Consider the following 24745-nt stretch of genomic DNA (forward strand, 5'->3'; position numbering starts at 1 on the left):
CTTATTCTCATGGCAAGGCGCGTAACAGACGCACGAAACGGCGCTTTATAGACGCTTGTCATCAATTTGTCATCAATTCAGATACCTTCCCCCATGACTGATATCGAGTACTCCCAGCGCTTCATTTTTGACGAAAGCGATGTTCGCGGTGAACTGGTCGCGCTTGAGCGCAGCTATGCCGAGGTCCTGGCCAAACATCCCTATCCGGAGCCCGTCGCGCAACTGCTTGGCGAGCTTCTGGCCGCTGCTGCGTTGTTGGTAGGCACCTTGAAATTCGAAGGTTTGCTGATTCTTCAGGCACGCTCCAGCGGTGCGGTTCCCCTGCTGATGGTTGAGTGCTCCAGCGAGCGCGAGCTGCGCGGCATTGCTCGGTATGACGAGGCACTGGTGACACCCGGCGCCGGTCTGCAGGACCTGATGCCGGACGGCTCTCTGGCCATGACCATCGACCCGAAAAAGGGCAAGCGCTACCAGGGCATCGTCGCTCTGGATGGCGTTGACCTTTCTGAGAGTCTGTCGAGCTACTTCGTGATGTCCGAGCAACTGGGCACGCGTTTCTGGCTCAAGGCTGACGGGCACCGCGCACGAGGCTTGCTGCTGCAGCAATTGCCAGTGGCGCATCAGACCGATCCGGAAGAGCGCGACGCCACCTGGGAGCATGTCACCACGCTCGCCAGCACCCTGACAGCCGAGGAATTACTGAGCCTGGACAATGAAACGGTACTGCACAGGCTGTTCCACCAGGATCCGGTAAGGATGTTTGAGGTGCAGCCGCTCTGCTTCCGTTGCAGTTGCTCCCGGGAACGTTCGGCCAATGCGCTGGTCAGTCTTGGACTGGAAGATGCGCAGCAACTGGTTATCGAGCATGGTGGCAGTGTCGAAATCGACTGCCAGTTCTGCAATCAGCGCTATCTTTTCGATGCCACTGATATCGCTCAGCTCTTCGCTGGGGGTGGGGTCGACTCGCCATCTGATACGCGCCACTAATCAAGCACGGATTACGCCTTACTACATGCTGTGGGCAGCGGTGAGGCGGTTCTGACGGGAGGCCTACCATTCTTGGGCTTTTCTGGCATAATCCGGCCCACTTTTCCGCTGTAGTAGTGGTTGTTTTTTTACTACAAAACCGTTTGGAGCACTCGGCCACTGGCCGACGGGGACCCTCATGACTCAAACCAACAACGCTGTGTACACCGATCTGAGCATCGACGACCTGGTCAAGCAAGCGCTTGCCCGCGGCGAAGGCGAACTTTCCGACACTGGCGCTCTGGTTGTGAGAACAGGCCATCGCACTGGCCGTTCGCCGGTCGATCGTTTCATCGTTGAAGAGCCAAGCACTCAGGATGCAATCGCTTGGGGCCCGATCAACCGCAAGTTCCCGGCTGACAAATTCGACGCTTTGTGGGAGCGCGTTCAAGCGTTCAACAATGCACAAGAGCATTTCGTTTCTCACGTGCATGTAGGCGCTGCTGAAGACCACTACCTTGCTGTGAAAATGACCACTCAGACTGCCTGGCAGAACATGTTCGGTCGCTGCCTCTTCATCAACCCGGCTCAGTACAACCCGGCGGGTCGTCAAGAGTGGCAAGTCCTGAACGTTGCCAACTTCGAATGTGTTCCAGAGCGTGACGGCACCAACTCAGACGGTTGCGTGATCATCAACTTCGCGCAAAAGAAAGTATTGATCGCTGGCATGCGTTACGCCGGTGAGATGAAAAAAGCCATGTTCTCGGTGCAGAACTTCCTGCTGCCGGCCTCTGACGTGCTGCCAATGCACTGCGCGGCCAACATCGGCGAAGAGGGTGACGTCACGCTGTTCTTCGGCCTGTCCGGTACCGGCAAAACCACACTGTCTGCTGACGAAAGCCGCTACCTGATCGGTGACGACGAGCACGGCTGGGGTGAAGGCGTGGTGTTCAACATCGAAGGCGGTTGCTATGCCAAGTGCATCGACCTCTCCGAGAAGAACGAGCCTGTTATCTGGAAAGCCATCAAGCACGGCGCAGTGCTGGAAAACGTTGTACTGGACGATACCAAGAAGGCTGATTACGCCGACGGTAGCCTGACCCAGAACAGCCGCGCGGCTTACCCGCTTGAGCACGTTGAAAAGCGCTCCGAGAAAAACCTCGGTGGCGAGCCAAACGCTGTGATCTTCCTGACCTGCGACCTGACCGGTGTACTGCCGCCAGTGTCGATCCTCAGCGAAGAACAAGCGGCTTACCACTTCCTGTCGGGTTACACCGCACTGGTGGGTTCTACTGAAATGGGTTCGGGCAGCGGCATCAAGTCGACGTTCTCCACCTGCTTCGGCGCTCCGTTCTTCCCGCGTCCGGCTGGCGAATACGCAGAGCTGCTGATCAAGCGTATCCGCGGTTTCGGTTCCAAGGTCTACCTGGTTAACACCGGCTGGACTGGCGGTGGCTACGGCGTTGGCAAGCGCTTCAACATCCCGACCACCCGTGGCGTGATTGCAGCGATCCAGAGCGGCGCGTTGATCGGTGCTGCCACCGAGCACCTCGACACCATCAACCTCGACGTGCCATTGGCCGTACCGGGCGTTGAAACCGGCCTGCTCAACCCACGTAATACCTGGGCTGACAAAGCTGCCTACGACGAAGCCGCCAAAGCCTTGGCTGGCCTGTTCGTTGAGAACTTCAAGAAGTTCGAAGTAAGCGACGCGATCAAGGCAGCGGGTCCACAGTTGTAATACGGACTGGCTGAACAAGAACCGCCCTTCGGGGCGGTTTTTTTGTGGGTGTGAAAGTGGGGCAGCTCCTTTCCATTAGCCAACTCGCAATGGTCCGGACTGAAACGGGATATCCCGGTAGGAGCGAATTCATTCGCGAAGGGGGTATTCCTGAAAAATACGTGTGTCTGACACACCACTTTCGCGAATGAATTCGCTCCCACGGGGATTCGATGTCGTTGGTGACATCGTGGTGTCTGGGATGCCGTTGGGTCTTTGCTTTAGGCGGTCCGACACAACAAATGTGACGATTGCGAAGGATCGCTCTCTATCTCTTGAGTGAAGTTTCCGAGAGAATCCAAACCGCTTGTGCCTGCCAAATCATGGGTCTAGCCTGCCTCCCGTCGCTGCAAAATCAGCGGTCGGGTGTGGAAACCCGCATTGACCAGGCACAAGTATCATCAAGTAACTCGACAAACGAAGAGTGCTCTATGGTAGCTGTGTGCGGGCAGACTTCGGTCTGACCCGGGTGTGCTTGGTGACCGGTTTTCCACCCCGTACATAGCTGCCACCTCTTGCCGTGTGGAAATGGCGAGTGATGGCTCCAGTTGCTCAGATTTGGACCTTCACCATGCTTAAAAACACTTCTGATTTATCCATCAACCTCGAAGAAAACCTTTCACGTGCCAGCGACCTTCTGCGTTGCGCAGCCGCCACGGCTTATGAATCCAGCGATCAACTTTCCGGGCGAAAACGTGATCTGGCATTCTCGGTCATGCATCTGGTCGAGATGGCTCAGGCGTTAGTGGAGCGCTCTTTGGAAGGGGTAGAGGCGAGGTAGAGGCTGGATGAACCAAGCGGGCAAAGTCCTGCGGGTTTGAAAGCGGAGCGGGTTTGCTTTGATCAGCCAACTCACAATGGTCCGGACTGCAACGGGATATCCCGGTAGGAGCGAATTCATTCGCGAAGGGGGTTCGTCCTGAAAAATACTTGTGTCTGACACACCGCTTTCGCGAATGAATTCGCTCCCACGGGGATCTGGTGTTGTCTGCTCAAGTGTGGGCTCATGGACGCAGTCGTAACTGCTGCCTAGAGTGAGCGTTTACTTGAATGCCGAGACTCACTGACCGCACTAACACAGTAAATGTGAGTTTGCAAAAAAAACCGCCCATAAGGGCGGTTTCAAAATCAAGCCAGATGACTAAGCTTATTAGTGAATATCTTTATAAGCCTCATTACCTTTAACCAGCGATGCTGCCAAGCCCGGTTGTGGCGTGAATGTTTTACCCGTTAATGACGAAAAGTGTGTGCCCTTATCGCCATGGCTCACCTTACGTTCATCTTTGTTTTGCTCGGTCAGGCCGGTGTAGGTGAACTTGCGCATCGCGGTAAAGGCTGCTTCGTGCATGACAATACTTTGATGCAGAGCGCTGACCTTTGCAGGCGACAGGCCCAGTTTTTTGTTCAGCGGAGCACCCCAGCGAGTCAGGCAGACTTCTGCGAAATGCCTGACCAACTGGCCCGCTTCCGTTAGCGAACCGGGACCATCGGAGCCTTTGAGGGATGCGTTACCCACCAGCGTCGCGTGACGCCCAGCCATTGGAAAGATGCTTACTTTGGTAGCGGGATCGGTCTTGGGAATAACGCACGAGAAGCCTTTGGATCGTTCGTCCCGAGCGAAAAAGCCGACGTATTCTTTAACGTTTTTCCCGAGCGCAACCTTCTCAAGCTGGAAGTTCAAAGGGCCCGGAACCGGATCAACCGCGAAAATATTGACCGGGATATGACGTAGAGCCGGATCACCCGCCATGGCATTCGCCAGCATGTGGCAGCTGACACCGCCACGGCTCCAGCCGACCAGGTTGACTTGAGTCGGTATCAGCCCGCCTTTGCGGAAGATCTTGATGATCTTTTCCTGCAGATCTTGCGGTGTAACCTTGCGGTCGCCGTAGTCATAGTGGCGCCACAGCCAGGACGATGGCTCTTGTACATCCTGGATCGGCAGCCCGGCGGCTTTCAACCGCTTGTACTCGGCTTCGGTCAGTTTGGTCCGCTTCCAGTCGGCCTTACCTTTGATGAGGTTGATCGCATGCTGCACATTTTCGTACCAGCCCTTACCAAACGCGGTTCCGGTCCAGCCGTAACCCTTGGGCTCAGTGAACAATTCATCGGCTTGTAAGTTGCCACTGCCAGGACCATCAATCACGACCCAGTCGGCGAACTCTCTATTGTTCATATTACTGGCCAACGTTGCGATTAACTCACCATTCCAGTAGTTATTATTCAACGTGTCATATTTGGTGGAGCCTGTGCCGCAAAAGAAAATCGTAAATACACTCATGAGAAACCTCCGTGTTTTGATGAGTACGGAGCAGACTAGATGAGTAGGTTTGCTTTTGCCTGGGGAGGGTTGTTACTTGGTGTTATTGGCTATGTTTTGTGAGCGAATATCTCGTCGATAATTCGTTTTTAACGGAACACGATACTAACCACTTCGCGGATGCGGTGTTTATGTGCCTACAAGCCTGCTCTTGATCTTGTAGGACTGGCTTTAGCCGGGACGACGTTGTGACATTCACTGAATCTCTTTCGCCAGAAATATCGCCCTCCCGGCTAAAGCCGGTCCTACAGGTCCATCATGAGCGCGCGATCATCGCCAACCTGTGGGAGCGTTTTTGATTTTGGGGCGTGGGTGTCACATGACGCAAAGCGCCTTGAAGGAATGGACCTTGTTTCAGCGTTTTACCCCGCCTCAAACGTCCTGTTAGCTTCGCAATAGCGTTCCTGAGTCTGTTTGCTTTGTTCATCCCGGTCTCTGGCAGCGCGTTTGGTCCACTCCTGACAGGACTCCTTGAAGAACACGACAGCGGCGCGGCGGCACTCGCGATTTTCGACGCTGCCTTTGCTGAAGTTCATGCACACACTGCTGTTTTCGATGTGGTTGTTGAACACCCGAAAATCGGCGTGATAGCGGCTGCGACTGTCCACAGCCCTGAAGCTGACGCTGGCAATGCTGAAAGGTTTGGTCGGGCGTTCGGTGTTGGAGCGGGCGATGTCGGATTTGTAGTCCGCCATGTACCTGGATGACACCATGCCTTTGGCCGGTTCTCGCTCAGCAGCCTTTGGGACCTGGCCAAAGCGGCAGTTGAGGACCGTTTCGTCGATCACGTTGCCGTTCTTCATGCACTCGTCCAGAGGCTGGACGCCTGGCGCTGGCAATTCCCGTCGGACCACATTGGGTCCGATGTAAGGTTCCGGAGCCTGGGCTGCAACAGGCTGTGGCGCAGACGGTATCAAGGCCTGCGGCGGTTGTTCTGCGGTGGGTAGAGGTTTTTCAATCAAAGGCTGAGCTTGAGGTTTCGTACGGGGAAACAGCAGGTATCCGGCAAACACCGCAAGCGCCAGCACTATCAGCCATTTTGAATAGCCGGTGCCTTTGGGCCGACGCTCATGCCTGCGTTTGCGCGGATGAGCGCCCAATACAACGTCAACCTTGCCAGGTGTCAGGCGCTGGATGTGTGTAGATCCATCGTCGTTTGGCTGTTTGCTGGATTCCATTCCCTGTTTCCTTCGCCTTTGGCAAAGCTGCGTGTGATGGCGAAGGTTAAACCTTGTAAATAGCCTTTTGCTAGTAGTGCTTGTCTGTATCCTTATTCATTTTTGTAATGCTTTGGTTGTTTTCTGACCAGGCTGACCGCGCTAAGGTCTCGCACCTTGGTCGAGGTCAATGGAGTGGCAGCTTATGTACAAGCGTCTTGAACAGGTTTTCGGGTATTCAGAGTTTCGTCCGGGGCAGGAAGCCGCTATCAGTGCCGTGTTAGCGGGGCGCTCTGCGGCGGCTATTTTCCCGACAGGGTCGGGCAAGTCGTTGTGTTATCAACTGCCTGCGCTGATGCTTCCGCATCTGACACTGGTGGTTTCGCCGTTGCTGGCGCTGATACAGGATCAATTGGCATTTCTGCAGCGCCACGGTATTTCGGCAGCCAGCATTGATTCAGCACAGAGTCGTGATGACGTTTCACAGGTCATGGCCCGGGCGCGCTCAGGTGAGCTGAAGATCCTGATGATTTCCGTTGAGCGATTGAAGAATGAGCGCTTTCGCCACTTTATCTCGCAGGTGCCGATCTCGTTATTAGTGGTCGACGAGGCTCACTGTATCTCTGAGTGGGGCCATAACTTTCGGCCCGACTATCTCAAGCTGCCGGACTACCAGCGCGAATTCAATATCCCTCAGGCGCTGCTCCTCACTGCTACCGCCACGCCGCAGGTCATTGACGACATGCAGGCCAAGTTCGCCATCGAGCCGCAGGATGTGGTCATCACAGGGTTCTATCGCTCCAACCTGAATCTGTGGGTCGAACCTGTGACCGGGTGGGACAAACGGCGCCGACTGGTGGAGTGGCTGGGCGCCAAGCCCGATCAGCCGACTATCGTCTACGTCACGCTGCAGAAAACCGCCGAGTACACCGCTGCGCACCTGGCGCAGAACGGCATTGCGGCCAGTGCTTATCACGCAGGGTTGCCCCACGATCAGCGCGAGTCTATCCAGCAGCAGTTCATGGACGGCCAGCTCAATTGCATTGTGGCAACCATTGCGTTCGGCATGGGCATCGACAAGAGCGATATCCGCAACGTGGTGCATTTCGATCTGCCCAAATCCATTGAGAACTACAGCCAGGAAATCGGCCGCGCCGGGCGTGACGGCGCCCCGTCTGATTGCCTTGTGTTAGCCAATCGCGACAGCCTCAATGTGCTGGAAAACTTCGTTTACGGCGATACGCCGGAGTTGTTCGGCATTCGTTATGTCCTTGAAGATTTACTGGATGCCGGTCCGCAAGGGCAGTGGGAATTTCTGCTTGGACCATTGGCGGAGCAGGCCAATATTCGCCAACTGCCGCTGAAAACCTTGTTGGTGCAACTGGAGTTGCGCGGCATTATCGCGCCGCGCTATGCCTATTTCGCGGAATACCGCTTCAAGTTCCTGATCGAGCCGGAGGCGCTGGTGCAGCGTTTCGAAGGGGAGCGTCGGCAGTTTGTCGAGGCTTTGGTTGCGACGTCCACACGGGCGCGAACCTGGGCGACGGTGGATTTCGATGCGATGTATCAGCAGTATCAGGCCGAGCGTGGACGGGTGGTAACAGCGCTGGACTATTTTCAGGAGAAAGGCTGGATCGAGCTGGAAAGCAAGCAGATGACTGAGGTCTACAGCCTGCTGGTTACCGATTTTGATGCTGAGGCGCTTAGTGTCGAGCTGCATGAGTACTTCAGCGAGCATGAGACCTCGGAAGTCAAGCGGATCCACGCGATGCTTGAACTGTTCGCCAGTGAGCAATGCTTAAGCAGTCGGCTGGCGGATTACTTCGGTGATCACAAGGCGCCACGCCGCTGCGGGCACTGCTCAGTCTGTACCGGGCATGTCGCGCGGTTGCCGGAGCCTCCTGCGTTGGCACCGCTGGAAGCGCAGAGCTTCGAACAGCTGTGCGGTGCGTTTATCCTCAAGCATCAGGAGTACAGAGACCATGTTCCGAGTGCCGATTGCGTGACTCGATTCCTGTGTGGCATCAGCGTGCCGTTGTTCACCAAACTCAAAGCGCGAGGGATACCGGGCTTTGGTCAGCTGGAGGATTATCCGTATGCGGCGGTGAGGGATTGGGTGCGGGTTAATATCCACTCTGAATAGTTGTAGGAGCTGCCGAAGGCTGCGAGCGCGGTGTGTCAGACAAACAGTCTTCGCAGCCTTCGGCAGCTCCTACAGATGCCAACTTACGACAAGAGAACTCCATGACCAACACAACCCCGCAACGCGCCAACTACTGTCACTTCCAGCCCATCACCACGCGTTGGCACGACAACGATATCTACGGCCATGTGAACAACGTGACCTATTACAGCTTTTTCGACAGCACAGTGAATACCTACCTGATCGAGCGCGGTGGGCTGGATATTCATGACGGTTCGGTGGTGGGCTTTGTGGTGAGTTCGTCGTGCGATTACTTTGCGTCGATTGCCTATCCCGATCTGATCGAGGTCGGCTTGCGGGTTGCGAAGTTGGGCAACAGCTCCGTGCAGTATGAGTTGGCGGTGTTCAAGGCTGGGGAAGATGAGGCTTGTGCGGCGGGGCGCTTTGTTCACGTGTTTGTAGATCGGGGGTCCAATCTGCCGGTATCCATACCTGACACGCTGCGCGAGGCGTTGCAGGTTTTAGTGGTCTGAAAACAACACTGGCCGCTTCATGGGCGGCCAGTGTGTTTGTCAGGGCAAACACTTCACTTAACGGTGACGGTAGTGGTGTTTGTTTTTACGGTGGCCATGAGCGTGTCCGCGCGGACCACGGTCACCGCGATAGCGACGGTTATCACGATCATCGGCGCGGCTTTCGTTGCCCATATAGTTACCCAGTGCGCCACCAGCACCGCCACCTGCGGCTGCGCCCACCAGGCTACCCGTGCTGCCGCCCACGCTACGACCAATCACGTTACCGCCCGCAGCGCCCAGACCGCCGCCAATGGCTGCTTCTGTACGGCTGCGACGGTCGGCACCGACGGCTGCGCCACCTGCGCCACCCAGGCCTGCGCCAATCGCTGCACCTGTGTTGCCGCCCAGTTGTTGGCCGACAACGGAACCGAGTACCCCACCCAATGCACCGCCCACACCCGACTCAACCGTACCGCCTGCTGAGGCGAGACCACTGGCCAGAGTGAGTGACAACAACAGAATCGAGGAATACTTCATGCAATGAACCTCAAAGGGATGACGGCGCCGATGCTGAGGTCCTGCCGAGATTGTGGCAACGCAAATCCGACGAGTAACACGACTGGTACACAAATAGCTAAGTTACTGTTTTTGTTAAGGAACTTAAGTGGTTTTTGACAGTCTGAGCTTACTTGATCAAGGCCCGTTTCTCTCGAAACGGGCCTTTTTTTGTGCGTTTAAAAAGCTTCTGTAGGAGCTGCCGCAGGCTGCGATTGCATCATCACTGACACAACGGGATTCGCAGCCTGCGGCAGCTCCTACAGAGGTAGTGTGTTCCTCTGGGATCAGGCTAAACCCTGATCAAACGATCCGTGCCGACTCAGCCGCACGCTCCAGCTTGATCGCCACGAACTTCGAGGTTGGCGTGCTGCTGCCATCCCCGACGCTTTCCAGTGGTACCAACGGGTTGACCTCTGGGTAGTAAGCGGCCGCTTGACCAGCCGGAATGTCGAAAGCCAGCAAGGTGAAGTTCTTCACGCGGCGCTCGCGACCATCACCCCAGATCGAAATCAGATCCACTTTCTGCCCTGGCTGGTAGCCCAGGCGGATGATGTCGGCTTCGTTGACGAACACCACGTCACGCTGACCCTTCACGCCGCGATAACGGTCGTCCAGGCCATAAATAGTGGTGTTGTACTGATCGTGGGAGCGCATGGACTGCATGATCAGATCAGGCTCTTGACCAGTGGAGCGCACGCTCGCGTGCACCAAATCAAGCGGCAACATGTTGGGCTTGAAGTTGGCGCGTTCGGTCGCTGTGTTCCAGCGACGAGCACCTGCGGCGTTGCCCAGGTAGAAGCCACCTGGATGCTCCAGGCGCTGATTGAAGTCTTTGAAGCCTGGAATGGTGTCGGCAATCAGCTCGCGGATGCGGTTGTAATCTTCCACCAGCCACAGCCAGTCCACCGGCTGCTTGCCCAGTGTCGCGTTGGCAATGCCCGCGAGGATTGCAGGTTCCGAACGCATGTGGCGGGACGACGGTTGCAGTTGGCCATTGGAAGCGTGAACCATGCTGAACGAGTCTTCAACGGTGACCGCTTGCGGGCCGTTGGCCTGCATGTCGATGTCGGTACGGCCGAAGCACGGCAGGATCAACGCTTCTTTTCCGTGGCTCAGGTGGCTGCGGTTGAGTTTGGTGCTGATCTGTACGGTCAGGTCGCAGTTGCTGAGAGCAGCAACGGTGCGAGCACTGTCCGGCGTCGCCTGGGCGAAGTTACCGCCCAGTGCGATGAAGACTTTGGCGCGGCCTTCGGCCATGGCGTGGATGGCTTCAACCACGTTGTGACCGTTTTCACGCGGGACTTTGAACTGGAAGCGACGTTCCAGCGCATCAAGGAAAAACGCCGGTGGACGCTCGTTGATGCCCATGGTGCGGTCGCCCTGCACGTTACTGTGGCCACGCACCGGGCACAGGCCAGCGCCTGGGCGGCCAATGTTGCCGCGCAGCAGCATAAGGTTGGCGATTTCCTGAATGGTCGCCACCGAGTGGCGGTGCTGGGTGATGCCCATCGCCCAGCACATGATGACGTTCTTGCCCTTGAGGTACATTCGCGCGGACTTTTCGATATCCGCCAGCGTCAGGCCAGACTGCTCGACGATCTTGTCCCATGGGGTGTCGTCGATAGTCGCCAGGTAGTCGAGCACACCATGGGTGTGTTCGTTAAGGAAGGCGTGGTCGAACACTGACGGCTCATTGGCCGCCTGCGCATCGCGTTCCCATTGAAGCAGGAACTTGGCCATGCCGCGCAACAGCGCCATGTCACCACCCAGTGCGGGACGGAAATAGGCGGTGTTGGTTGGACGATCACCGTTGGTGAGCATTTCGATCGGGTGTTGCGGATGCTGGAAGCGCTCCAGGCCACGCTCTTTGAGCGGGTTGACGCACACCACCTGAGCGCCGCGTTGAACGGCTTCACGCAGAGGTTCGAGCATGCGCGGATGGTTGGTGCCAGGGTTCTGACCCCAGACGAAAATCGCATCGGCATGTTCGAAGTCGTCGAAGGTCACGGTGCCTTTGCCGACGCCGACGCTTTGCGACAATGCAACGCCGCTGGCTTCGTGACACATGTTCGAGCAGTCAGGGAAGTTGTTGGTGCCGTAGGCACGAACGAACAGCTGATACAGGTAAGCGGCTTCGTTGCTGGCCCGGCCCGAGGTGTAGAACTCGGCCATGTTCGGGTTCGGCAAGGCTTTGAGGTGCTTGGCGATCAGGGCGAACGAGTCGTCCCAGCTGATCGGCTTGTAGCGATCGGTTTCGGCGTCATAAACCATCGGCTCGGTCAGTCGGCCCTGGTATTCCAGCCAGTAGTCGCTTTGCTCGCGCAGTGCGCTGACGCTGTAGCGGGCAAAGAAGGACGGGTCGACACGACGCTTGGTCGCTTCCCAGTTCACCGCTTTGGCGCCGTTTTCGCAGAACTTGACCATGCCGCTTTCCGGCGAATCACCCCATGCGCAACCCGGGCAGTCAAAGCCGCCGTTCTGGTTGGTCTTGAGCATCATGCGCAGGTTTTTCAGTGCGTTGTCGCTTGATAGCCAGTGATGAGTCACGCTGATCAATGCACCCCAGCCACCGGCGGCACCTTTGTAAGGCTTGTAACGCGGGACTGGTTTCTGGTCGGCTTCTTTGTGCAGGCTCATGCTTGATTCTCCATCACGGGACTATAAACCCGCGGCGCACTGTGTTGCGGCAGGTGAATTAGGTTCAGGTTATGACGACGTGCCCATTGCAAGGCCAGGCCCGTAGGCGAGGACAAGCTGACCAGCGTCTGGATACCGGCGCGCAGCACTTTCTGGATCAACTCCAGACTGCAGCGACTGGTGACGATGGCGAGGCCGCCGATTATTGGAATTTCCTGGCGCACCAAAGCGCCAATCAACTTATCGAGGGCGTTGTGTCGACCGATATCTTCCCGGCCCAGCAGCAATTGCCCTTGGTTATTCATGAAAACGGCGGCGTGTACCGCACCGCAATGGCGACCCAGCGGCTGGAACTCACCAATACGCTGACGCAAGCCCTCAAGCCATTCGATAGGCGGTAGAGGCGCACCCGGCAAGACATTCAGTTCAGGCAGCGCCTGTTCAACAGCTTCCACTCCGCACAGGCCACAGCCGCTGGTCCCCGCCATTTGCCGACGCTGCTGTTTGAGGTCCCAAAAGGCACGACTGGCGATTTCGACTTCGGCCTGCTGCGCAGAACCGCAGCCGCTGAGCTTGATGTCGTAAATTTCATCGGGCGAAGCGATGATGCCGCTGCCCAGGCTGAAGCCCACCACAAAGTCTTCAAGATCGGTTGGGGTGACCAGCATGACTGCCTGACTGATGCCGTTAAAGGCGATGGCGAGTGCTACTTCTTCAGCGAGATCGGCAGGCGCCGACACATCGCGGTCGAGGTTCGAGTAGCTGTATGACTGGCTTGCGGCGGGCGCGGGCGATAGTTCTGCGGGCGCCGTACTGACCGTTCGCTTGGCGTGCATAGGAACGTACCGGCAGAGTGATATCGCACAAGACTAGGCGTCTTGTCGGATATCGTCTAATCGCTAGTTCCAATGCACTGATAGATGACGTCGATCAATGTTTTTCCATGAGTTTCTGGTAGAGCGCAAAACACGCTTCAGCCAGTACCGAGCGAGGTGCGCTGCGCCGCATGATCATGCCCAGACGGGCCATGGTGCGGGCGTCATCGATGGGTTGCAGACGCAGATCCTCAGTCAGGTTCACCAGCTCGCCTTCCAGCGGCATGATCGCGCAGCAGAAACCGCCATGGACGGCCTGAAGCAACTGATGAACGGCATCAGTCTGCAGCATCGGAATGAACTGCAGCCCACGACTGTGAAAGTTGTGATCGATGGATTGGCGGAAGTGCATGCCGCTGGTCAACAAGCCCAGAGGCAGCTCGATCAAATCCGCCCAGGTCAACGGCTGCTCGCCGAAACTGAAGTGGCGATGATCGTAAAGCAGGCCCATGCGGGTTTCGGCCAGGGTCAGGGAGTCGAAACGCTCGCCGTCCAGGTGCTCCATGTAGGAAACGCCCAGATCAATGCGATTGCTCGCTAATTGTTCCAGGATCTGTTCGGAGCTGAGGGCTGACAGTTCGAAGCGCAGGTTGGGGTGGCTTTCGTGCAGCAACCGTAATAACGGCAGCGGATCGAAGCTCGACAACGGCACCACGCCCATGCGTAGCGTGCCGACCAGGTGGCCGCGACACGCAGCCGCTTCGGCCTGCAAGCCATCATAAGCCGCCAATACCGTACGTGCCCACGCCAGCACGCGTTCGCCTGGGGCGGTAAAGCCCTCGAAGCGTTGCCCGCGAACCACCAGTGGCAGCTCAAGCTCTTCTTCCAGATTGCGCAGGCGCATCGACAGGGTCGGCTGGGTGATATTGCAACGTGCGGCAGCCTGCCCAAAGTGCCTCGTCTCATCGAGGGCAATCAGGAATTTGAGTTGTTTGATGTCCATATTCGCTCCATTGGTACTGCAAGCGAGTGATTCTAGCCTGTAGACGTATCGGATGGGCGGTCGGCTGCCGGTCGGACGGCGGTTTCCCATGACCTGTTACGACTAACCTTGTCTGTTGGGCACGACAATAACAATCAAGGAGAACGGCACATGAGCTTGTTCAGTTTTCTAAAAGAGGCCGGGGAAAAGATCCTCGACGCAATTACGCCTGGCGATGCGAATGCCTCGGGTGAGGCGCTCAAGAAACACATTTCAGCTGTTGGGTTAGGCAACCCTGATGTCCAGGCAACCGTGGAAGGTGGCAAGGTGACGGTCACGGGTGAGGTTGCCAGTCAGGAAGAGAAGGAAAAAATCCTGCTGACACTGGGCAATATCAACGGTGTGGAAACGGTCGATGACCAGATGACTATTGCAGCCGGTGCTGCGCCTGTGACTGCCGCGAAGTTCGTGACTGTAGAGAAGGGCGACACACTGAGTGCCATATCCAAACGGGTCTACGGTGACCCGAATAAATATCAGAAAATCTTCGAGGCCAACAAACCGATGCTCAAGGATGTGGACAAGATTTATCCGGGGCAGCAGTTGCGAATTCCTGAATAATTGACGTTGTGGGTTTAAACGCTTCGCGGGCAAGCCTCGCTCCAACAGATTCGTTAACTCCTGTCGGAGATTCTATGTTGGCCTGCAATCCCGTAGGACCGGCTTTAGCCGGGAGGGCGGTATTTCTGGCGAGGAAGATTTTGTTAATGTCCCGACGCCCTCCCGGCTAAAGCCGGTCCTACGGAAGAGCGCAATCTCAAATGGGAGCGGGACTGGCCCGCGAAGGTGCGGAAGTCAGCAATGACTATAGCCCCTCAATCAACTCCCGATAATCCTTCACCGCAGCAAATTCTTCGGTGTCTTTCGGCCCTTTCTGGCTATTAGGTTCGCTGACCGCCAAAAGATGGCCGATACCGAAACTACGGGCGCTACGCAGGATCGGCAGGGTGTCGTCGATAAACAGGCTGCGCGCCGGATCGAAGGCAATGTCAGCTTGAAGCGCATCCCAGAAGTGCGGGCTTTCCTTTGGGAAGCCGTAGTCGTGGGAGCTGATCAGACGTTCAAAGTACGGCGCCAACTCAATCCGCTCCATTTTCAACGACAACGAATCCCTGTGCGCATTGGTGATCATGATCACGCGCTTGCCTGCCTGCTTGATAGCAGCGAGAAATGTTTCGGCGTCTGGACGCAGGGCAATCAAGTCGGCGGTTTCCAGCTTGAGGTCGCGCACTGACAACTTTAATTCGGCGCTCCAATAATCCAGGCAATACCAGTTGAGCGTGCCCGCATTCTTTTCGAACAGCGGCTTCATCTCCAGCAACGCCATCGCCAGGCTGACGCCATGCAGGTCGGCATAGCGCTGCGGCAAATGTTGCAACCAGAAGTGCTCGTCGTAATAAAGATCAAGCAAGGTGCCGTCCATATCGAGCAGAACGGTATCGATGTCGCGCCAGGGCATTAAAGGCATTCGCGTCTCGCAAGGTATTGATGGGTGAAGTCAGCATATCCGAGACAGACAATCGGAAAAGCCACGGTATAGTAACCCGTCCACGCAAAGGAGCCCGACATGCGCCAGAAACCCACCGTACTTGCCCGCGAAATCGTCGCCAGTAGCCGTTTGTTCCGTGTTGAGGAGCTGCAATTGCGCTTCGCCAACGGCGTTGAGCGCACCTATGAGCGATTGGTCGGGCGCGGTAATGGTTACGGCGCAGTGATGATTGTGGCAATGCTGGATGCTGATCATGTGGTTTTGATCGAAGAATATTGCGGTGGCACCGATGAATACGAGCTGTCCTTGCCCAAGGGGCTTATCGAGCCAGGCGAAGACGTGCTGGCTGCAGCCAACCGTGAACTCAAAGAAGAAGCAGGCTACGGCGCGCGTCAACTGGAGCACCTGACCGAGCTTTCCCTGTCCCCCGGCTACATGAGCCAGAAAATCCAGGTGGTGCTGGCTTCCGATCTCTATGAGGAGCGTCTGGAAGGTGATGAGCCTGAGCCGATGCGTGTGGATAAAGTGAATTTGCGCGAGCTGTCGAGTTTGATAGAAAACCCACAGTTCAGCGAAGGCCGTGCACTCGCTGCGCTCTATCTGGCGCGTGACTTGTTGACTCAGCGTGGACTGTTTTTGCCATGACCGACGTTTTTAACGGCCTGCCGCACCCGCTTCTGGAACCTGTTATCAAACTTGCCCGTCTCGCCGGGGAGGTAATCCTGCCGTATTGGCGTGCCAATGTGACCGTGACCTCCAAGGCCGATGACTCACCTGTCACTGCGGCCGATATGGCTGCCCATCAGCTACTCGCTGAAGGCTTGCTGGCGCTGGCACCGGATATTCATGTGCTGTCCGAAGAAGATGCCGATATCCCGCTGAGTGAACGCGCGAAGTGGGAGCGCTGGTGGCTGGTCGATCCGCTGGACGGCACCAAGGAATTTATTTCCGGCAGTGAAGAGTTCACCGTCAACGTCGCCCTCATAGAGCATGGCCGTGTCGTGTTTGGTGTGGTTTCGATGCCGACCAACAACCGCTGCTACTTTGGAGGGGCCGGCTTAGGCGCGTGGCGCAGCGATGACGATGACCACGTGACGCCGATCACTGTTCGTCAGGAACCGGGCGCCGGACATGACTTCACCGTAGTTGCCAGTCGCCGTCATACCAGCCCTGAGCAAGAGCGTCTGCTGGCCGGTTTGTCTGCTGCGGTCGGACATTTGCATTTGACCAACATAGGCAGTTCGTTGAAGTTCTGCCTGTTGGCTGAAGGCGCTGCCGATTGCTATCCCCGGCTGGCACCGACGTCGCAGTGGGACACCGCTGCCGCGCAAGGTGTGCTGGAAGGTGCTGGCGGGGAAGTGCTTGAGCTGTCCGGCGAGCCTTTCAGCTATCCAGCGCGTGAATCGTTGCTCAACCCATTCTTTTTGGCGCTGCCTGCGGGAGCCGCCTGGCGTTCCGACTTGCTGGCGCTTGCTACTTCGTAAGAGGTGGGTTGCAGCCGTTGCGCACGGTTTCTTCGTATCCGACATCCTGCCTGCCAGGCTCAATGTTCCATTCAGATTTGGTATTGAGTATGTCCAGATGGCATATCAATTGATGTCGCATACCGTGCGTATTTCCCCAGTGGGTGCTGCTGGAATAGTCCCGAATGATGGCGTCTACTATCAAGCCGGTCGAGTTCGTGCTTCCCTTCAGGTCTCTCGTACATTGTTCGGGTATGAGGCTGAGTGAATAGCGCTGAATATTGATATCGAAGCGCCAGATGCCTCGTTGAAAGTAGTTAGTGCAGCCGGGGACTGTGATCGGCGCTGTGACTGCGGGCGCGGTAGTATCGGCAGCCCAGGTATGGATTGGGGATCCCAGGCACAAAGCAATCCCGCATCCTGATAAAAATCGTTTGAATTCCATTTGCCTACCCTTGCAGTCTAATCTTCCGTATACCGAAGATTAGTGCCGAGGGCCCGGCAAGCTAGACAGATTCGCGATGAGGTTAAGTGCGGATCGCTGTAAGGCGCAGACGAAAACTACGTGTGCACCACGTATTGTCCTGTGAAGGTTGCCGCCTGATCGTCACTGTTTTGAGCGCAGATTCGTGTGTGCAGGGTCAGCCTGGCTCGCTTGCGCCGCTGGTAGGTGGTGATGAATTTCTTCCACAAGGCTTCATCCGGCGCGTCGCAAATCGCCACGGCGTCCCCGCGTACAGGCAGCGGATAGCTGATCTGGCCGTCCTGGATCACGATGTGCCCGCCGTCGATACCGGCCTCTTTAAGGCGCAGGTGCAACCATCCCCAACCCACCAGAACAGCCCCGCAGTACAGGCTTCCGCCGAACAAGGTGCTTTTGTGATTAATATTGGGGGCGAGCGGTAAATGCAGCCGCAGTTGGTGATCCTGCCAGCTCAGGACTTTTACGCCCATCGCCTGGGTGAGCGGAATGTCGTGATGCAGCACCTGTTCCAGTGCGGCGGCCTCTGGTGACATCGTATTATCCTCGTGCTTCATTCCTGCTCATCCGCGCCGCCGCCGAAGCTCAGTCCGTGTTTGCGCAGTTTGTCGTGCAGGGTTTTACGCGGCAGGCCGAGCGCCTCCGCGAGGCTGCGCACGGAGCTGTGCGGCCGGGTCAACTCTGCTGCGATCAAGGCACGTTCGAAGCTTTCGACCTGCTCGCTGAGGCCCCCCGTGATCGTCGGCACCACCGGCACTTCGTTGCCTTCCAGAGCAAGCTCCAGGCCTAGAGCAAACCGCTCCGCGGCGTTTTGCAGCTCACGGACATTGCCCGGCCAGGTGTGGCGCAGCAACAGGGCGCGTTGCGCGGGCTGCAGTTCATGTTTGGGCAGTCCGTGGCGCATGCTCGCCGCATCTGCATAGTGCTGGAATAGCATCAGCGCATCTTCGCCGCGCTCACGTAACGGCGGTATGCGCAGCGGTGCAACATTGAGTCGGTAATACAAGTCGGCGCGGAAGCGACCCTGATCCGCTGCCTGACGCAAATCCTCTTTGGTGGCCGCTATTACCCGAATATCCAGCGGGATTTGCTGATTGCCGCCCAGCCGCTCGACCATTCGCTCTTGCAACAGGCGCAGCAGTTTGACCTGCACGTCCATGCTCATGCTTTCGATTTCATCCAGGAACAGCGTGCCGCCATTGGCGAATTCGAACTTGCCGATGCGGCGTTTCTGCGCTCCGGTGAACGCGCCCGGCTCGTGTCCGAACAATTCACTTTCGACCACCGACTCTGCAAGCGCCCCCGCATTGATCGCAACAAATGGCCCGGTGCGGCGATTGGACAGATCATGCAGCGCCCGCGCCACGACCTCCTTGCCCGCGCCGGTTTCCCCAAGAATCAGCACGTCGGCTTTGGTTGCGGCCAGCGCACCGATCTGCTGACGCAGGCGCAACATAGGCGCCGACTGTCCGACCAGCCGTGCGCTTAATTGCTGCCGGTCGCTCAACGCCAGGCGCAGGCTTCGGTTATCCAGCACCAGACGTCGCAGCGCTAATGCCCGGCGCACGCTGTCGAGCAGCGCATCGCTGGCAAACGGTTTTTCCAGAAAGTCGTAAGCACCGGCGCGCATCGCCTGCACGGCCAGTGGTACATCGCCGTGGCCTGTAATCAGCAGGACTGGTAATTCCGGGTCTCTGCCATGCAGATCGCTCAACAATTCGAGGCCATCCATGCCCGGCATGCGAATGTCGCTGACCACTACGCCCGGCCAGTCGCGTTCGATGCGAGCCGCAAGGCCGTTGGCTTCCGGCAGCGTCAGGACTTTCAGTCCGGCGAGATCCAGCGTCTGGCTCAAGGCTTGGCGCAAGTGCGGGTCGTCGTCGATCAGCACTACCTGAATCTTGCTGTCGATGGCGGTCATGCAGATAAGTCCTCTGGCGGTTGAAGGTTGACTCCGGATGCGCCGTCTCTCAGACGCAGCGTCAGCAGTGCGCCTCCGGTCGGGTGATTATCGAACAGCAGTTCACCGCCCAGCGCGCGCATCAGGGTATCGCAGATCGCCAAACCAAGCCCAAGCCCCTGAGTCCGGGTCTTGGTGGTAAAGAATGGCTCTCGGGCACGAGCCAGTGCTTCCTGCGTAAAACCGGGGCCGTTGTCCCGAATGAACAGATTGACGCCATCCGGCGTTTGTTCGGCACTGATCCATATTTTGCGCGGCGGCCCTTTTTCAGTCAGCGCGTCCAACGCATTGGCCAGCAGGTTGCCGAGTACCTGACGCAGCCTCGTTTCGCCGGCCTGCACCCACAGCGTGGCGTCGGGCAGGTCGCGAATCAGTTCGACTTCCATGGCGCGACGCCGCTTCGCCAGCAGCGACAGCGTGTCGTCCAGCGCGGGTTGCAGGGCGACGCTTTCCGGCGCGTGGCGGTCGCGACGGGCGAAGGCACGCAAGTGGGCGATGATCGACGCCATGCGGCCCGTCAGTTCACCGATCTGCTTGAGATTGCCTCGCGCGTCATCAGTACGTGAATGATCCAGCAGAACCTCTGCGTTCTCCGCATAACTACGGATCGCTGCCAAAGGCTGGTTGAGTTCGTGACTGATGCTCGCCGACATGGTGCCCAATGCAGACAGTTTCCCGGCCTGTACTAATTCATCCTGGGCGCGAACCAGCTCCTGTTGCGCTTGCTCGCGCTCAAGGACTTCCTGTCTGAGACGGCTGTTCAGGCCTTCCAGGTCGCTGGTGCGTTCCACCACTCTGACTTCCAGCTCGCGCCGGGCCTTGGCTTCAAAAGCAATACGATCCAGATAATGCCGACGCCGCTGGATCAGGATGCCAAGCAGCAGCATGACCACCAGCAACGCTGCGCCACCGACGGCAACGACGGTGCGTACCGGGCGATCAATCAACGCACGAGGGGCCAGAATGTTCACGCTCCAGCCGGTTTCTTCGATCTCCTGGCTTTGGGTCAACCAGGCTTTGTCATCGAGCAGCAACGGACGTGGATCGCGGGTCGGGTAGGGCTGGATCGCCACAATGGCTTGTTTTTCTTCTTCGCTCAGGGCACGGGTCGAGCGGAAGCGCCATTCAGGCCTTGAGGTCAGAACGACGACCCCGTTGTGGTCGGTGAGCAGCAGTTGCTCAGGGGTTTTACCCCACAGGTTTTCGGTGTGGTCCAGATCAATCTTGACCACCAGTACACCAATCACTTTGCCGCTTTCACGCACCGCGGAGGCGAAGAAGTAGCCACGTTTTGCCGAGGTGGTGCCCAGACCGAAGAAGCGCCCCAGATTACCGGCCATGGCGTCACTGAAATAGGGGCGAAAAGCGAAGTTGCGACCGACAAAGCTGTCGCGCTTGTCCCAGTTGGACGCGGCAATTGTCGTACCGTCTGCGTTCATCAGGTACATGACTTCAGCGCCAGTCTGGCGCACGATGGTTTGCAGCAAATGGTTGGCAGCCTCCTGCGGGGCGCTACCTTGCGGGGCTTTCAGCGCGGCGGGCAGGTCAGGCAACTGGCTGAGAATCTGCGGCAGGGTTTCGTAACGGTGCAGCGTACCCAGCAGGTTGGCGACGTAGAGGTCCAGCGTCTGCCGGTTCTGGCTGACCAGTTCGTTACGGTAATAACGCTCGGCCAGATGCTCCAGCGGCCATAGCAGTGGCGCCAGACACAGGGCCAGCAGCGCAAGGCTTCGCCAGCGTGGGCGGGGCGGGAGTGTGGTGTTGTTGGTCATTGTTGAACTGCGCTAAGGGTCGGCTTTTGGGGACACCTCAGTGACGCTATCGCGAGCAAGCTCACTCCTACAGGTACGGTGTTCCCTCTGTAGGAGTGAGCTTGCTCGCGATGGGGCCGGTCCCGGCAATGCAAATACTAACCCTGCTCAGCCAGGCACTCCAGTAACGCGCTGTGCCAGTCCGGCTGTTGCACGCCCCATTCGCGTTCGAGAAGGCTGCAGTCGAGCCGTGAGTTGAGCGGGCGAGCGGCGGGTGTCGGGTAGGCGCTGGACGGAATCGCTTCCAGTGCTGCGCACTTTTTGCCTTGCACGCTTAACTGCTCGGCAATGGCCTGAGTAAAACCAAACCATGACGTTTCGCCGCTGGCGGTCAGGTGATAAGTGCCCCAGGCGCCTGGTTTCCCGTCACGCCAGTGTTCGATCAGCTGGCGCGTACTCTGCGCGATGGTTCCGGCCCACGTGGGCGCACCTACTTGATCGGCCACGACGTTCAGCGAATCGCGCTCCTGTAGCAGGCGTTGCATAGTCAGCAGGAAATTACGCCCCGTGTTGGAATAAACCCAACTGGTGCGCAATATCAGATACTGCCCGCCGACGTACTCGATAGCCTGTTCGCCTGCCCACTTGCTGGCACCATAAACACCCAAAGGTGCGGGCTTGTCCTGCTCGGTCCACGGCGTGGTTTTGCTACCGTCGAACACGTAGTCCGTCGAGTAGTGAATCAGCGGGATGCCCAGTTCTTTTGCCTGATCGGCAAGCATGCCAACGGCAATCGCGTTAACGGCAAGCGCTGTTTTCTGGTCAGTTTCAGCCTGATCCACTGCGGTATAGGCTGCGGCGTTGATGATCAGGTCTGGCTTTAAATCCTGGATTTGGTCGAAGTCAGCCATCTGATCGCTCAGGTCCAGTTTGTCGCGGCCGAGGACGATCAGTTCGCCCAGCCCCGCCAGGGTCTTCTGCAGCGCTTGGGACACCTGGCCGTTCTGGCCGATAATGACGATTCTCAGTGGCTTGCTCATGGAAACAGGTCAGCCTCTTTTAATGCTTTGCCGTTTTGATCTTTGGCCGACAGTTGCGGCGTGCCGTCCAACTGCCAGTCGATAGCCAGATCGGGGTCATCCCAGCGGATGCAGCGCTCTGCGGCCGGCGTGTAGTAGTCAGTCGTTTTGTAGAGGAATTCTGCGTAATCGCTGAGCACTACAAAACCATGGGCAAAGCCCGCCGGGATCCATAGTTGGCGAGCGTTTTCGGCAGATAGCCTGACGCCGACCCAGCGGCCGAATGTAGGCGAGCTTTTGCGAATGTCCACGGCAATGTCCAGAACCTCACCGGCCGTCACGCGTACCAGTTTGCCTTGAGCATTTTCGATCTGGTAATGCAGGCCGCGGAGTACGCCTTTGGCCGAGCGGGAGTGATTGTCCTGCACGAAGCTCAGGTCACGCAGCCCAGTGGCGTCAGCGAATGCCTTGGCATTGAAGCTTTCGTAGAAAAAGCCTCGTTCGTCACCAAATACGCGTGGCTCAAGAATGAGTACTTCGGGGATCTCACTGGCAATTACATTCAACGGCTTTCCCCTGCAAGTTTGAACAGATACTGACCGTAGCCGGTTTTGCCAAAATACTGAGCGCGTTCCAGCAGATGTTCACGATCGATCCATCCGTTCTGATAGGCGATCTCTTCAAGGCAAGCGACTTTCAGGCCCTGGCGGTGCTCAATGGTCTGCACGTATTGCGAGGCTTCCAGCAGGCTGTCATGCGTACCGGTATCCAGCCACGCGAAACCACGGCCGAAACGCTCCACGTGCAGGTCGCCGCGCTGCAAGTAGGCATTGTTGATGTCGGTGATTTCCAGCTCTCCACGGGGCGAAGGCTTGACGTCCTTGGCAATGCGGATGACTTCGTTGTCGTAAAAATACAAACCTGTCACTGCATAGCTGGACTTGGGTGCCTTCGGCTTCTCTTCGATGGACAGCGCCCGGCCGTTCTCATCGAAATCGATAACCCCGAAGCGTTCCGGATCCTTGACCCAATAGCCAAAGACAGTGGCACCGTTTTTCTGATCCCTGGCAGTCTTGAGCTGTTCGCCGAAGTGCTGCCCGTGGAAGATGTTATCGCCCAGAATCAGGCACACCGAATCATCGCCAATGAACTCCTCGCCGATCAGGAACGCCTGCGCCAGCCCATCCGGGCTGGGTTGTTCGGCGTACTGTATGCGTACGCCAAACTGGCTGCCGTCACCGAGCAGGCTGCGGTACTGAGGCAAGTCCAGAGGTGTCGAGATGATCAGGATGTCCTGAATGCCGGCCAGCATCAGTACCGAGATCGGGTAGTAGATCATCGGTTTGTCGTAGATGGGCAGCAGTTGCTTGGAAACACCGAGAGTAATGGGGTGCAAGCGCGTGCCCGAGCCTCCTGCCAGGACGATTCCTTTGGTCATGCGATCAGATCCTTTGAATCGGTAAAGCCCAGTCGCTGGCCTTGATAGCTGCCGTCCTGTACGCGGCGGCACCAGTCCAGGTTGTTCAGGTACCACTGCACGGTTTTGCGCAAACCGGATTCAAATGTTTCCTCTGGGGTCCAGCCCAGCTCGCGTTCAATCTTGCTGGCATCAATGGCGTAGCGCTGGTCGTGACCCGGACGATCCGCCACGTAGGTGATCAGGTCCGCGTAGTGGGCGATGCCCTCAGGGCGCGAAGGTGCCAGCTCTTCCAGCAGCGCACAGATGCCTTTGACCACGTCGATATTCGTCTGCTCGTTATGGCCGCCGATGTTGTATGTCTCGCCAACAACACCCTCAGTGACCACTTTGTACAAAGCGCGGGCATGGTCTTCGACAAACAACCAGTCACGCACTTGCAGGCCGTTGCCATACACCGGCAATGGCTTGCCCGCCAGGGCGTTGAGAATAACCAGCGGGATCAGTTTCTCCGGGAAGTGAAACGGTCCGTAGTTGTTGGAGCAGTTGGTCACGACTACCGGCAGTCCGTAAGTCCGCTGCCAGGCGCGAACCAGGTGATCGGATGCAGCCTTGCTGGCTGAATACGGCGAGCTTGGCGCATACGGCGTGGTTTCAGTGAACAGATCATCGACGCCATGCAGGTCGCCATACACTTCATCGGTGGAAATATGGTGAAAGCGGAACGCCTCGCGCTCGGCTTCCGGCAGCTTCAGCCAGTAACCGCGTACGGCTTCCAGCAGGCTGTAAGTGCCGACGATGTTGGTCTGGATAAACTCGGACGGACCGTCGATGGAACGGTCGACGTGGGACTCGGCCGCCAGATGCATGATGGCGTGCGGCTCGAATCGGGCGAGCACTTCGCTGACTTTGGCCTGATCGCAGATATCAGCCTGTACAAACTCATAGCGGGTATCAGTCGCAACGCTAGCCAGCGACTCGAGATTGCCCGCGTAGGTCAGTTTGTCGAAATTGAGTACTTCGTGATCGGTATTTTTTATCAGGTGGCGGATCAGCGCCGAGCCAATGAAGCCCGCGCCGCCAGTAACAAGTATTCGCATGAGTTTGCCTTGTGCCTTTCAGGTCTTTAACACGTATGGAGCATAGCTTGTGGGTGCGAAGCGATGCGTGCAAGCACCATCAATCAATAATCGCCCGCGAGTTAATGAAAAGAACTGATGACAGGTGCATGG

At 57.4% G+C, this 24745-nt stretch carries 23 protein-coding genes; 8 read left to right on the forward strand and 15 right to left on the reverse strand.

Annotation, left to right across the window (positions count from 1 at the left end; all coding sequences use genetic code 11):
* Positions 1-93 precede the first annotated feature (93 nt).
* From hslO to AO242_RS08635, 3 genes are all read left to right on the forward strand, one after another.
* Entirely contained in the window at positions 94-987 is an 894-nt protein-coding gene (gene hslO, locus AO242_RS08625) for an Hsp33 family molecular chaperone HslO (RefSeq protein ID WP_027899921.1), read from the forward strand.
* 178 nt (positions 988-1165) lie between these two features.
* Entirely contained in the window at positions 1166-2707 is a 1542-nt protein-coding gene (locus AO242_RS08630; protein WP_099268390.1) for a phosphoenolpyruvate carboxykinase, read from the forward strand.
* A gap of 610 nt (positions 2708-3317) precedes the next feature.
* Positions 3318-3527, forward strand: coding sequence for a DUF6124 family protein (locus AO242_RS08635; protein WP_099268441.1), 210 nt, complete (start codon positions 3318-3320; stop codon positions 3525-3527).
* A 369-nt stretch (positions 3528-3896) separates the two neighbouring features.
* Here AO242_RS08635 and AO242_RS08640 read toward each other — a convergent pair whose 3' ends face one another.
* Positions 3897-5027: a hypothetical protein gene (locus AO242_RS08640; protein WP_099268391.1), complete on the reverse strand. Its 1131-nt coding sequence runs from the start codon at positions 5025-5027 to the stop codon at positions 3897-3899.
* Between the two features lie 401 nt (positions 5028-5428).
* Positions 5429-6244, reverse strand: coding sequence for a hypothetical protein (locus AO242_RS08645; protein WP_099268392.1), 816 nt, complete (start codon positions 6242-6244; stop codon positions 5429-5431).
* A 184-nt stretch (positions 6245-6428) separates the two neighbouring features.
* On the opposite strand from AO242_RS08645, the gene AO242_RS08650 reads away from it, so the two are divergent.
* Both AO242_RS08650 and AO242_RS08655 read left to right on the forward strand, forming a co-directional pair.
* Positions 6429-8366 (forward strand): RecQ family ATP-dependent DNA helicase, encoded by a 1938-nt coding sequence (locus AO242_RS08650; RefSeq protein ID WP_141562195.1) that lies wholly within the window; start codon positions 6429-6431, stop codon positions 8364-8366.
* A gap of 101 nt (positions 8367-8467) precedes the next feature.
* Positions 8468-8899, forward strand: coding sequence for an acyl-CoA thioesterase (locus AO242_RS08655; RefSeq protein ID WP_099268394.1), 432 nt, complete (start codon positions 8468-8470; stop codon positions 8897-8899).
* Between the two features lie 57 nt (positions 8900-8956).
* Here AO242_RS08655 and AO242_RS08660 read toward each other — a convergent pair whose 3' ends face one another.
* The 4 genes from AO242_RS08660 to AO242_RS08675 form a co-directional block, all read right to left on the reverse strand.
* Entirely contained in the window at positions 8957-9418 is a 462-nt protein-coding gene (locus tag AO242_RS08660; protein ID WP_027899927.1) for a YMGG-like glycine zipper-containing protein, read from the reverse strand.
* 321 nt (positions 9419-9739) lie between these two features.
* Positions 9740-12076, reverse strand: a complete 2337-nt coding sequence (locus tag AO242_RS08665) for an FdhF/YdeP family oxidoreductase (RefSeq protein WP_099268395.1) — start codon at positions 12074-12076, stop codon at positions 9740-9742.
* Positions 12073-12912, reverse strand: coding sequence for a formate dehydrogenase accessory sulfurtransferase FdhD (fdhD, locus tag AO242_RS08670; RefSeq protein ID WP_027899929.1), 840 nt, complete (start codon positions 12910-12912; stop codon positions 12073-12075). The genes AO242_RS08665 and fdhD overlap by 4 nt, the downstream gene beginning before the upstream one ends.
* Before the next feature lie 94 nt (positions 12913-13006).
* Complete coding sequence (locus AO242_RS08675) at positions 13007-13894, reverse strand: LysR family transcriptional regulator (RefSeq protein ID WP_027899930.1); 888 nt, start codon at positions 13892-13894, stop codon at positions 13007-13009.
* A 150-nt stretch (positions 13895-14044) separates the two neighbouring features.
* On the opposite strand from AO242_RS08675, the gene lysM reads away from it, so the two are divergent.
* Positions 14045-14494 (forward strand): peptidoglycan-binding protein LysM, encoded by a 450-nt coding sequence (gene lysM / locus AO242_RS08680; RefSeq protein ID WP_099268396.1) that lies wholly within the window; start codon positions 14045-14047, stop codon positions 14492-14494.
* A gap of 244 nt (positions 14495-14738) precedes the next feature.
* Here the strand turns inward: lysM and yrfG are convergent, their stop codons facing one another.
* On the reverse strand, positions 14739-15401 hold the full coding sequence (gene yrfG / locus AO242_RS08685) for a GMP/IMP nucleotidase (RefSeq protein ID WP_099268397.1): 663 nt from the start codon (positions 15399-15401) through the stop codon (positions 14739-14741).
* 99 nt (positions 15402-15500) lie between these two features.
* Here yrfG and nudE point away from each other — a divergent pair, with 99 nt between their 5' ends.
* Together nudE and cysQ are read left to right on the forward strand one after the other, a co-directional pair.
* The gene (gene nudE, locus AO242_RS08690) at positions 15501-16067 is read left to right on the forward strand and encodes an ADP compounds hydrolase NudE (RefSeq protein ID WP_099268398.1); all 567 of its coding nucleotides are present in this window, start codon (positions 15501-15503) and stop codon (positions 16065-16067) included.
* Positions 16064-16906 (forward strand): 3'(2'),5'-bisphosphate nucleotidase CysQ, encoded by an 843-nt coding sequence (gene cysQ, locus AO242_RS08695; RefSeq protein ID WP_099268399.1) that lies wholly within the window; start codon positions 16064-16066, stop codon positions 16904-16906. Before nudE ends, cysQ begins: the two co-directional genes overlap by 4 nt.
* On the opposite strand, the gene AO242_RS08700 is transcribed toward cysQ, so the two are convergent.
* The 8 genes from AO242_RS08700 to rfbB form a co-directional block, all read right to left on the reverse strand.
* Positions 16896-17330 carry a DUF2599 domain-containing protein gene (locus AO242_RS08700; RefSeq protein ID WP_099268400.1) on the reverse strand — a complete coding sequence of 145 codons (435 nt, stop codon included), beginning with the start codon at positions 17328-17330 and terminating at the stop codon, positions 16896-16898. The two genes, cysQ and AO242_RS08700, sit on opposite strands and share 11 nt — an antisense overlap.
* 116 nt (positions 17331-17446) lie before the next feature.
* Positions 17447-17923 (reverse strand): thioesterase domain-containing protein, encoded by a 477-nt coding sequence (locus tag AO242_RS08705; RefSeq protein ID WP_373562202.1) that lies wholly within the window; start codon positions 17921-17923, stop codon positions 17447-17449.
* Positions 17920-19287: a sigma-54-dependent transcriptional regulator gene (locus tag AO242_RS08710; protein WP_099268401.1), complete on the reverse strand. Its 1368-nt coding sequence runs from the start codon at positions 19285-19287 to the stop codon at positions 17920-17922. Before AO242_RS08710 ends, AO242_RS08705 begins: the two co-directional genes overlap by 4 nt.
* Positions 19284-21098 carry a sensor histidine kinase gene (locus AO242_RS08715; protein WP_099268402.1) on the reverse strand — a complete coding sequence of 605 codons (1815 nt, stop codon included), beginning with the start codon at positions 21096-21098 and terminating at the stop codon, positions 19284-19286. Before AO242_RS08715 ends, AO242_RS08710 begins: the two co-directional genes overlap by 4 nt.
* Before the next feature lie 137 nt (positions 21099-21235).
* The gene (gene rfbD, locus AO242_RS08720) at positions 21236-22117 is read right to left on the reverse strand and encodes a dTDP-4-dehydrorhamnose reductase (protein WP_099268403.1); all 882 of its coding nucleotides are present in this window, start codon (positions 22115-22117) and stop codon (positions 21236-21238) included.
* A complete protein-coding gene (rfbC, locus tag AO242_RS08725) occupies positions 22114-22662 on the reverse strand; it encodes a dTDP-4-dehydrorhamnose 3,5-epimerase (RefSeq protein WP_099268404.1) in 549 nt (182 codons plus the stop codon). Before rfbC ends, rfbD begins: the two co-directional genes overlap by 4 nt.
* Entirely contained in the window at positions 22659-23534 is an 876-nt protein-coding gene (gene rfbA, locus AO242_RS08730; RefSeq protein WP_099268405.1) for a glucose-1-phosphate thymidylyltransferase RfbA, read from the reverse strand. The genes rfbC and rfbA overlap by 4 nt, the downstream gene beginning before the upstream one ends.
* Positions 23531-24613, reverse strand: a complete 1083-nt coding sequence (rfbB, locus tag AO242_RS08735) for a dTDP-glucose 4,6-dehydratase (protein WP_099268406.1) — start codon at positions 24611-24613, stop codon at positions 23531-23533. The genes rfbA and rfbB overlap by 4 nt, the downstream gene beginning before the upstream one ends.
* Positions 24614-24745: the final 132 nt, after the last annotated feature.

This window comes from Pseudomonas sp. ICMP 561, assembly GCF_002699985.1.
In the GTDB taxonomy this organism is placed as follows: domain Bacteria; phylum Pseudomonadota; class Gammaproteobacteria; order Pseudomonadales; family Pseudomonadaceae; genus Aquipseudomonas; species Aquipseudomonas quasicaspiana.

Excerpts from the sequence above, each read along its gene's own strand:
- cysQ (WP_099268399.1), top strand. The coding sequence starts at position 16,064 with ATGACCGACGTTTTTAACGGCCTGCCGCACCCGCTTCTGGAACCTGTT.
- nudE (WP_099268398.1), top strand. The coding sequence starts at position 15,501 with ATGCGCCAGAAACCCACCGTACTTGCCCGCGAAATCGTCGCCAGTAGC.
- hslO (WP_027899921.1), top strand. The coding sequence starts at position 94 with ATGACTGATATCGAGTACTCCCAGCGCTTCATTTTTGACGAAAGCGAT.
- AO242_RS08710 (WP_099268401.1), bottom strand. The coding sequence starts at position 19,287 with ATGACCGCCATCGACAGCAAGATTCAGGTAGTGCTGATCGACGACGAC.
- AO242_RS08715 (WP_099268402.1), bottom strand. The coding sequence starts at position 21,098 with ATGACCAACAACACCACACTCCCGCCCCGCCCACGCTGGCGAAGCCTT.
- AO242_RS08655 (WP_099268394.1), top strand. The coding sequence starts at position 8,468 with ATGACCAACACAACCCCGCAACGCGCCAACTACTGTCACTTCCAGCCC.
- fdhD (WP_027899929.1), bottom strand. The coding sequence starts at position 12,912 with ATGCACGCCAAGCGAACGGTCAGTACGGCGCCCGCAGAACTATCGCCC.
- lysM (WP_099268396.1), top strand. The coding sequence starts at position 14,045 with ATGAGCTTGTTCAGTTTTCTAAAAGAGGCCGGGGAAAAGATCCTCGAC.
- rfbD (WP_099268403.1), bottom strand. The coding sequence starts at position 22,117 with ATGAGCAAGCCACTGAGAATCGTCATTATCGGCCAGAACGGCCAGGTG.
- AO242_RS08675 (WP_027899930.1), bottom strand. The coding sequence starts at position 13,894 with ATGGACATCAAACAACTCAAATTCCTGATTGCCCTCGATGAGACGAGG.
- AO242_RS08665 (WP_099268395.1), bottom strand. The coding sequence starts at position 12,076 with ATGAGCCTGCACAAAGAAGCCGACCAGAAACCAGTCCCGCGTTACAAG.
- AO242_RS08700 (WP_099268400.1), bottom strand. The coding sequence starts at position 17,330 with ATGGAATTCAAACGATTTTTATCAGGATGCGGGATTGCTTTGTGCCTG.
- AO242_RS08645 (WP_099268392.1), bottom strand. The coding sequence starts at position 6,244 with ATGGAATCCAGCAAACAGCCAAACGACGATGGATCTACACACATCCAG.
- AO242_RS08635 (WP_099268441.1), top strand. The coding sequence starts at position 3,318 with ATGCTTAAAAACACTTCTGATTTATCCATCAACCTCGAAGAAAACCTT.
- AO242_RS08650 (WP_141562195.1), top strand. The coding sequence starts at position 6,429 with ATGTACAAGCGTCTTGAACAGGTTTTCGGGTATTCAGAGTTTCGTCCG.
- AO242_RS08705 (WP_373562202.1), bottom strand. The coding sequence starts at position 17,923 with ATGAAGCACGAGGATAATACGATGTCACCAGAGGCCGCCGCACTGGAA.
- rfbB (WP_099268406.1), bottom strand. The coding sequence starts at position 24,613 with ATGCGAATACTTGTTACTGGCGGCGCGGGCTTCATTGGCTCGGCGCTG.
- AO242_RS08640 (WP_099268391.1), bottom strand. The coding sequence starts at position 5,027 with ATGAGTGTATTTACGATTTTCTTTTGCGGCACAGGCTCCACCAAATAT.
- AO242_RS08660 (WP_027899927.1), bottom strand. The coding sequence starts at position 9,418 with ATGAAGTATTCCTCGATTCTGTTGTTGTCACTCACTCTGGCCAGTGGT.
- yrfG (WP_099268397.1), bottom strand. The coding sequence starts at position 15,401 with ATGCCTTTAATGCCCTGGCGCGACATCGATACCGTTCTGCTCGATATG.
- rfbA (WP_099268405.1), bottom strand. The coding sequence starts at position 23,534 with ATGACCAAAGGAATCGTCCTGGCAGGAGGCTCGGGCACGCGCTTGCAC.
- AO242_RS08630 (WP_099268390.1), top strand. The coding sequence starts at position 1,166 with ATGACTCAAACCAACAACGCTGTGTACACCGATCTGAGCATCGACGAC.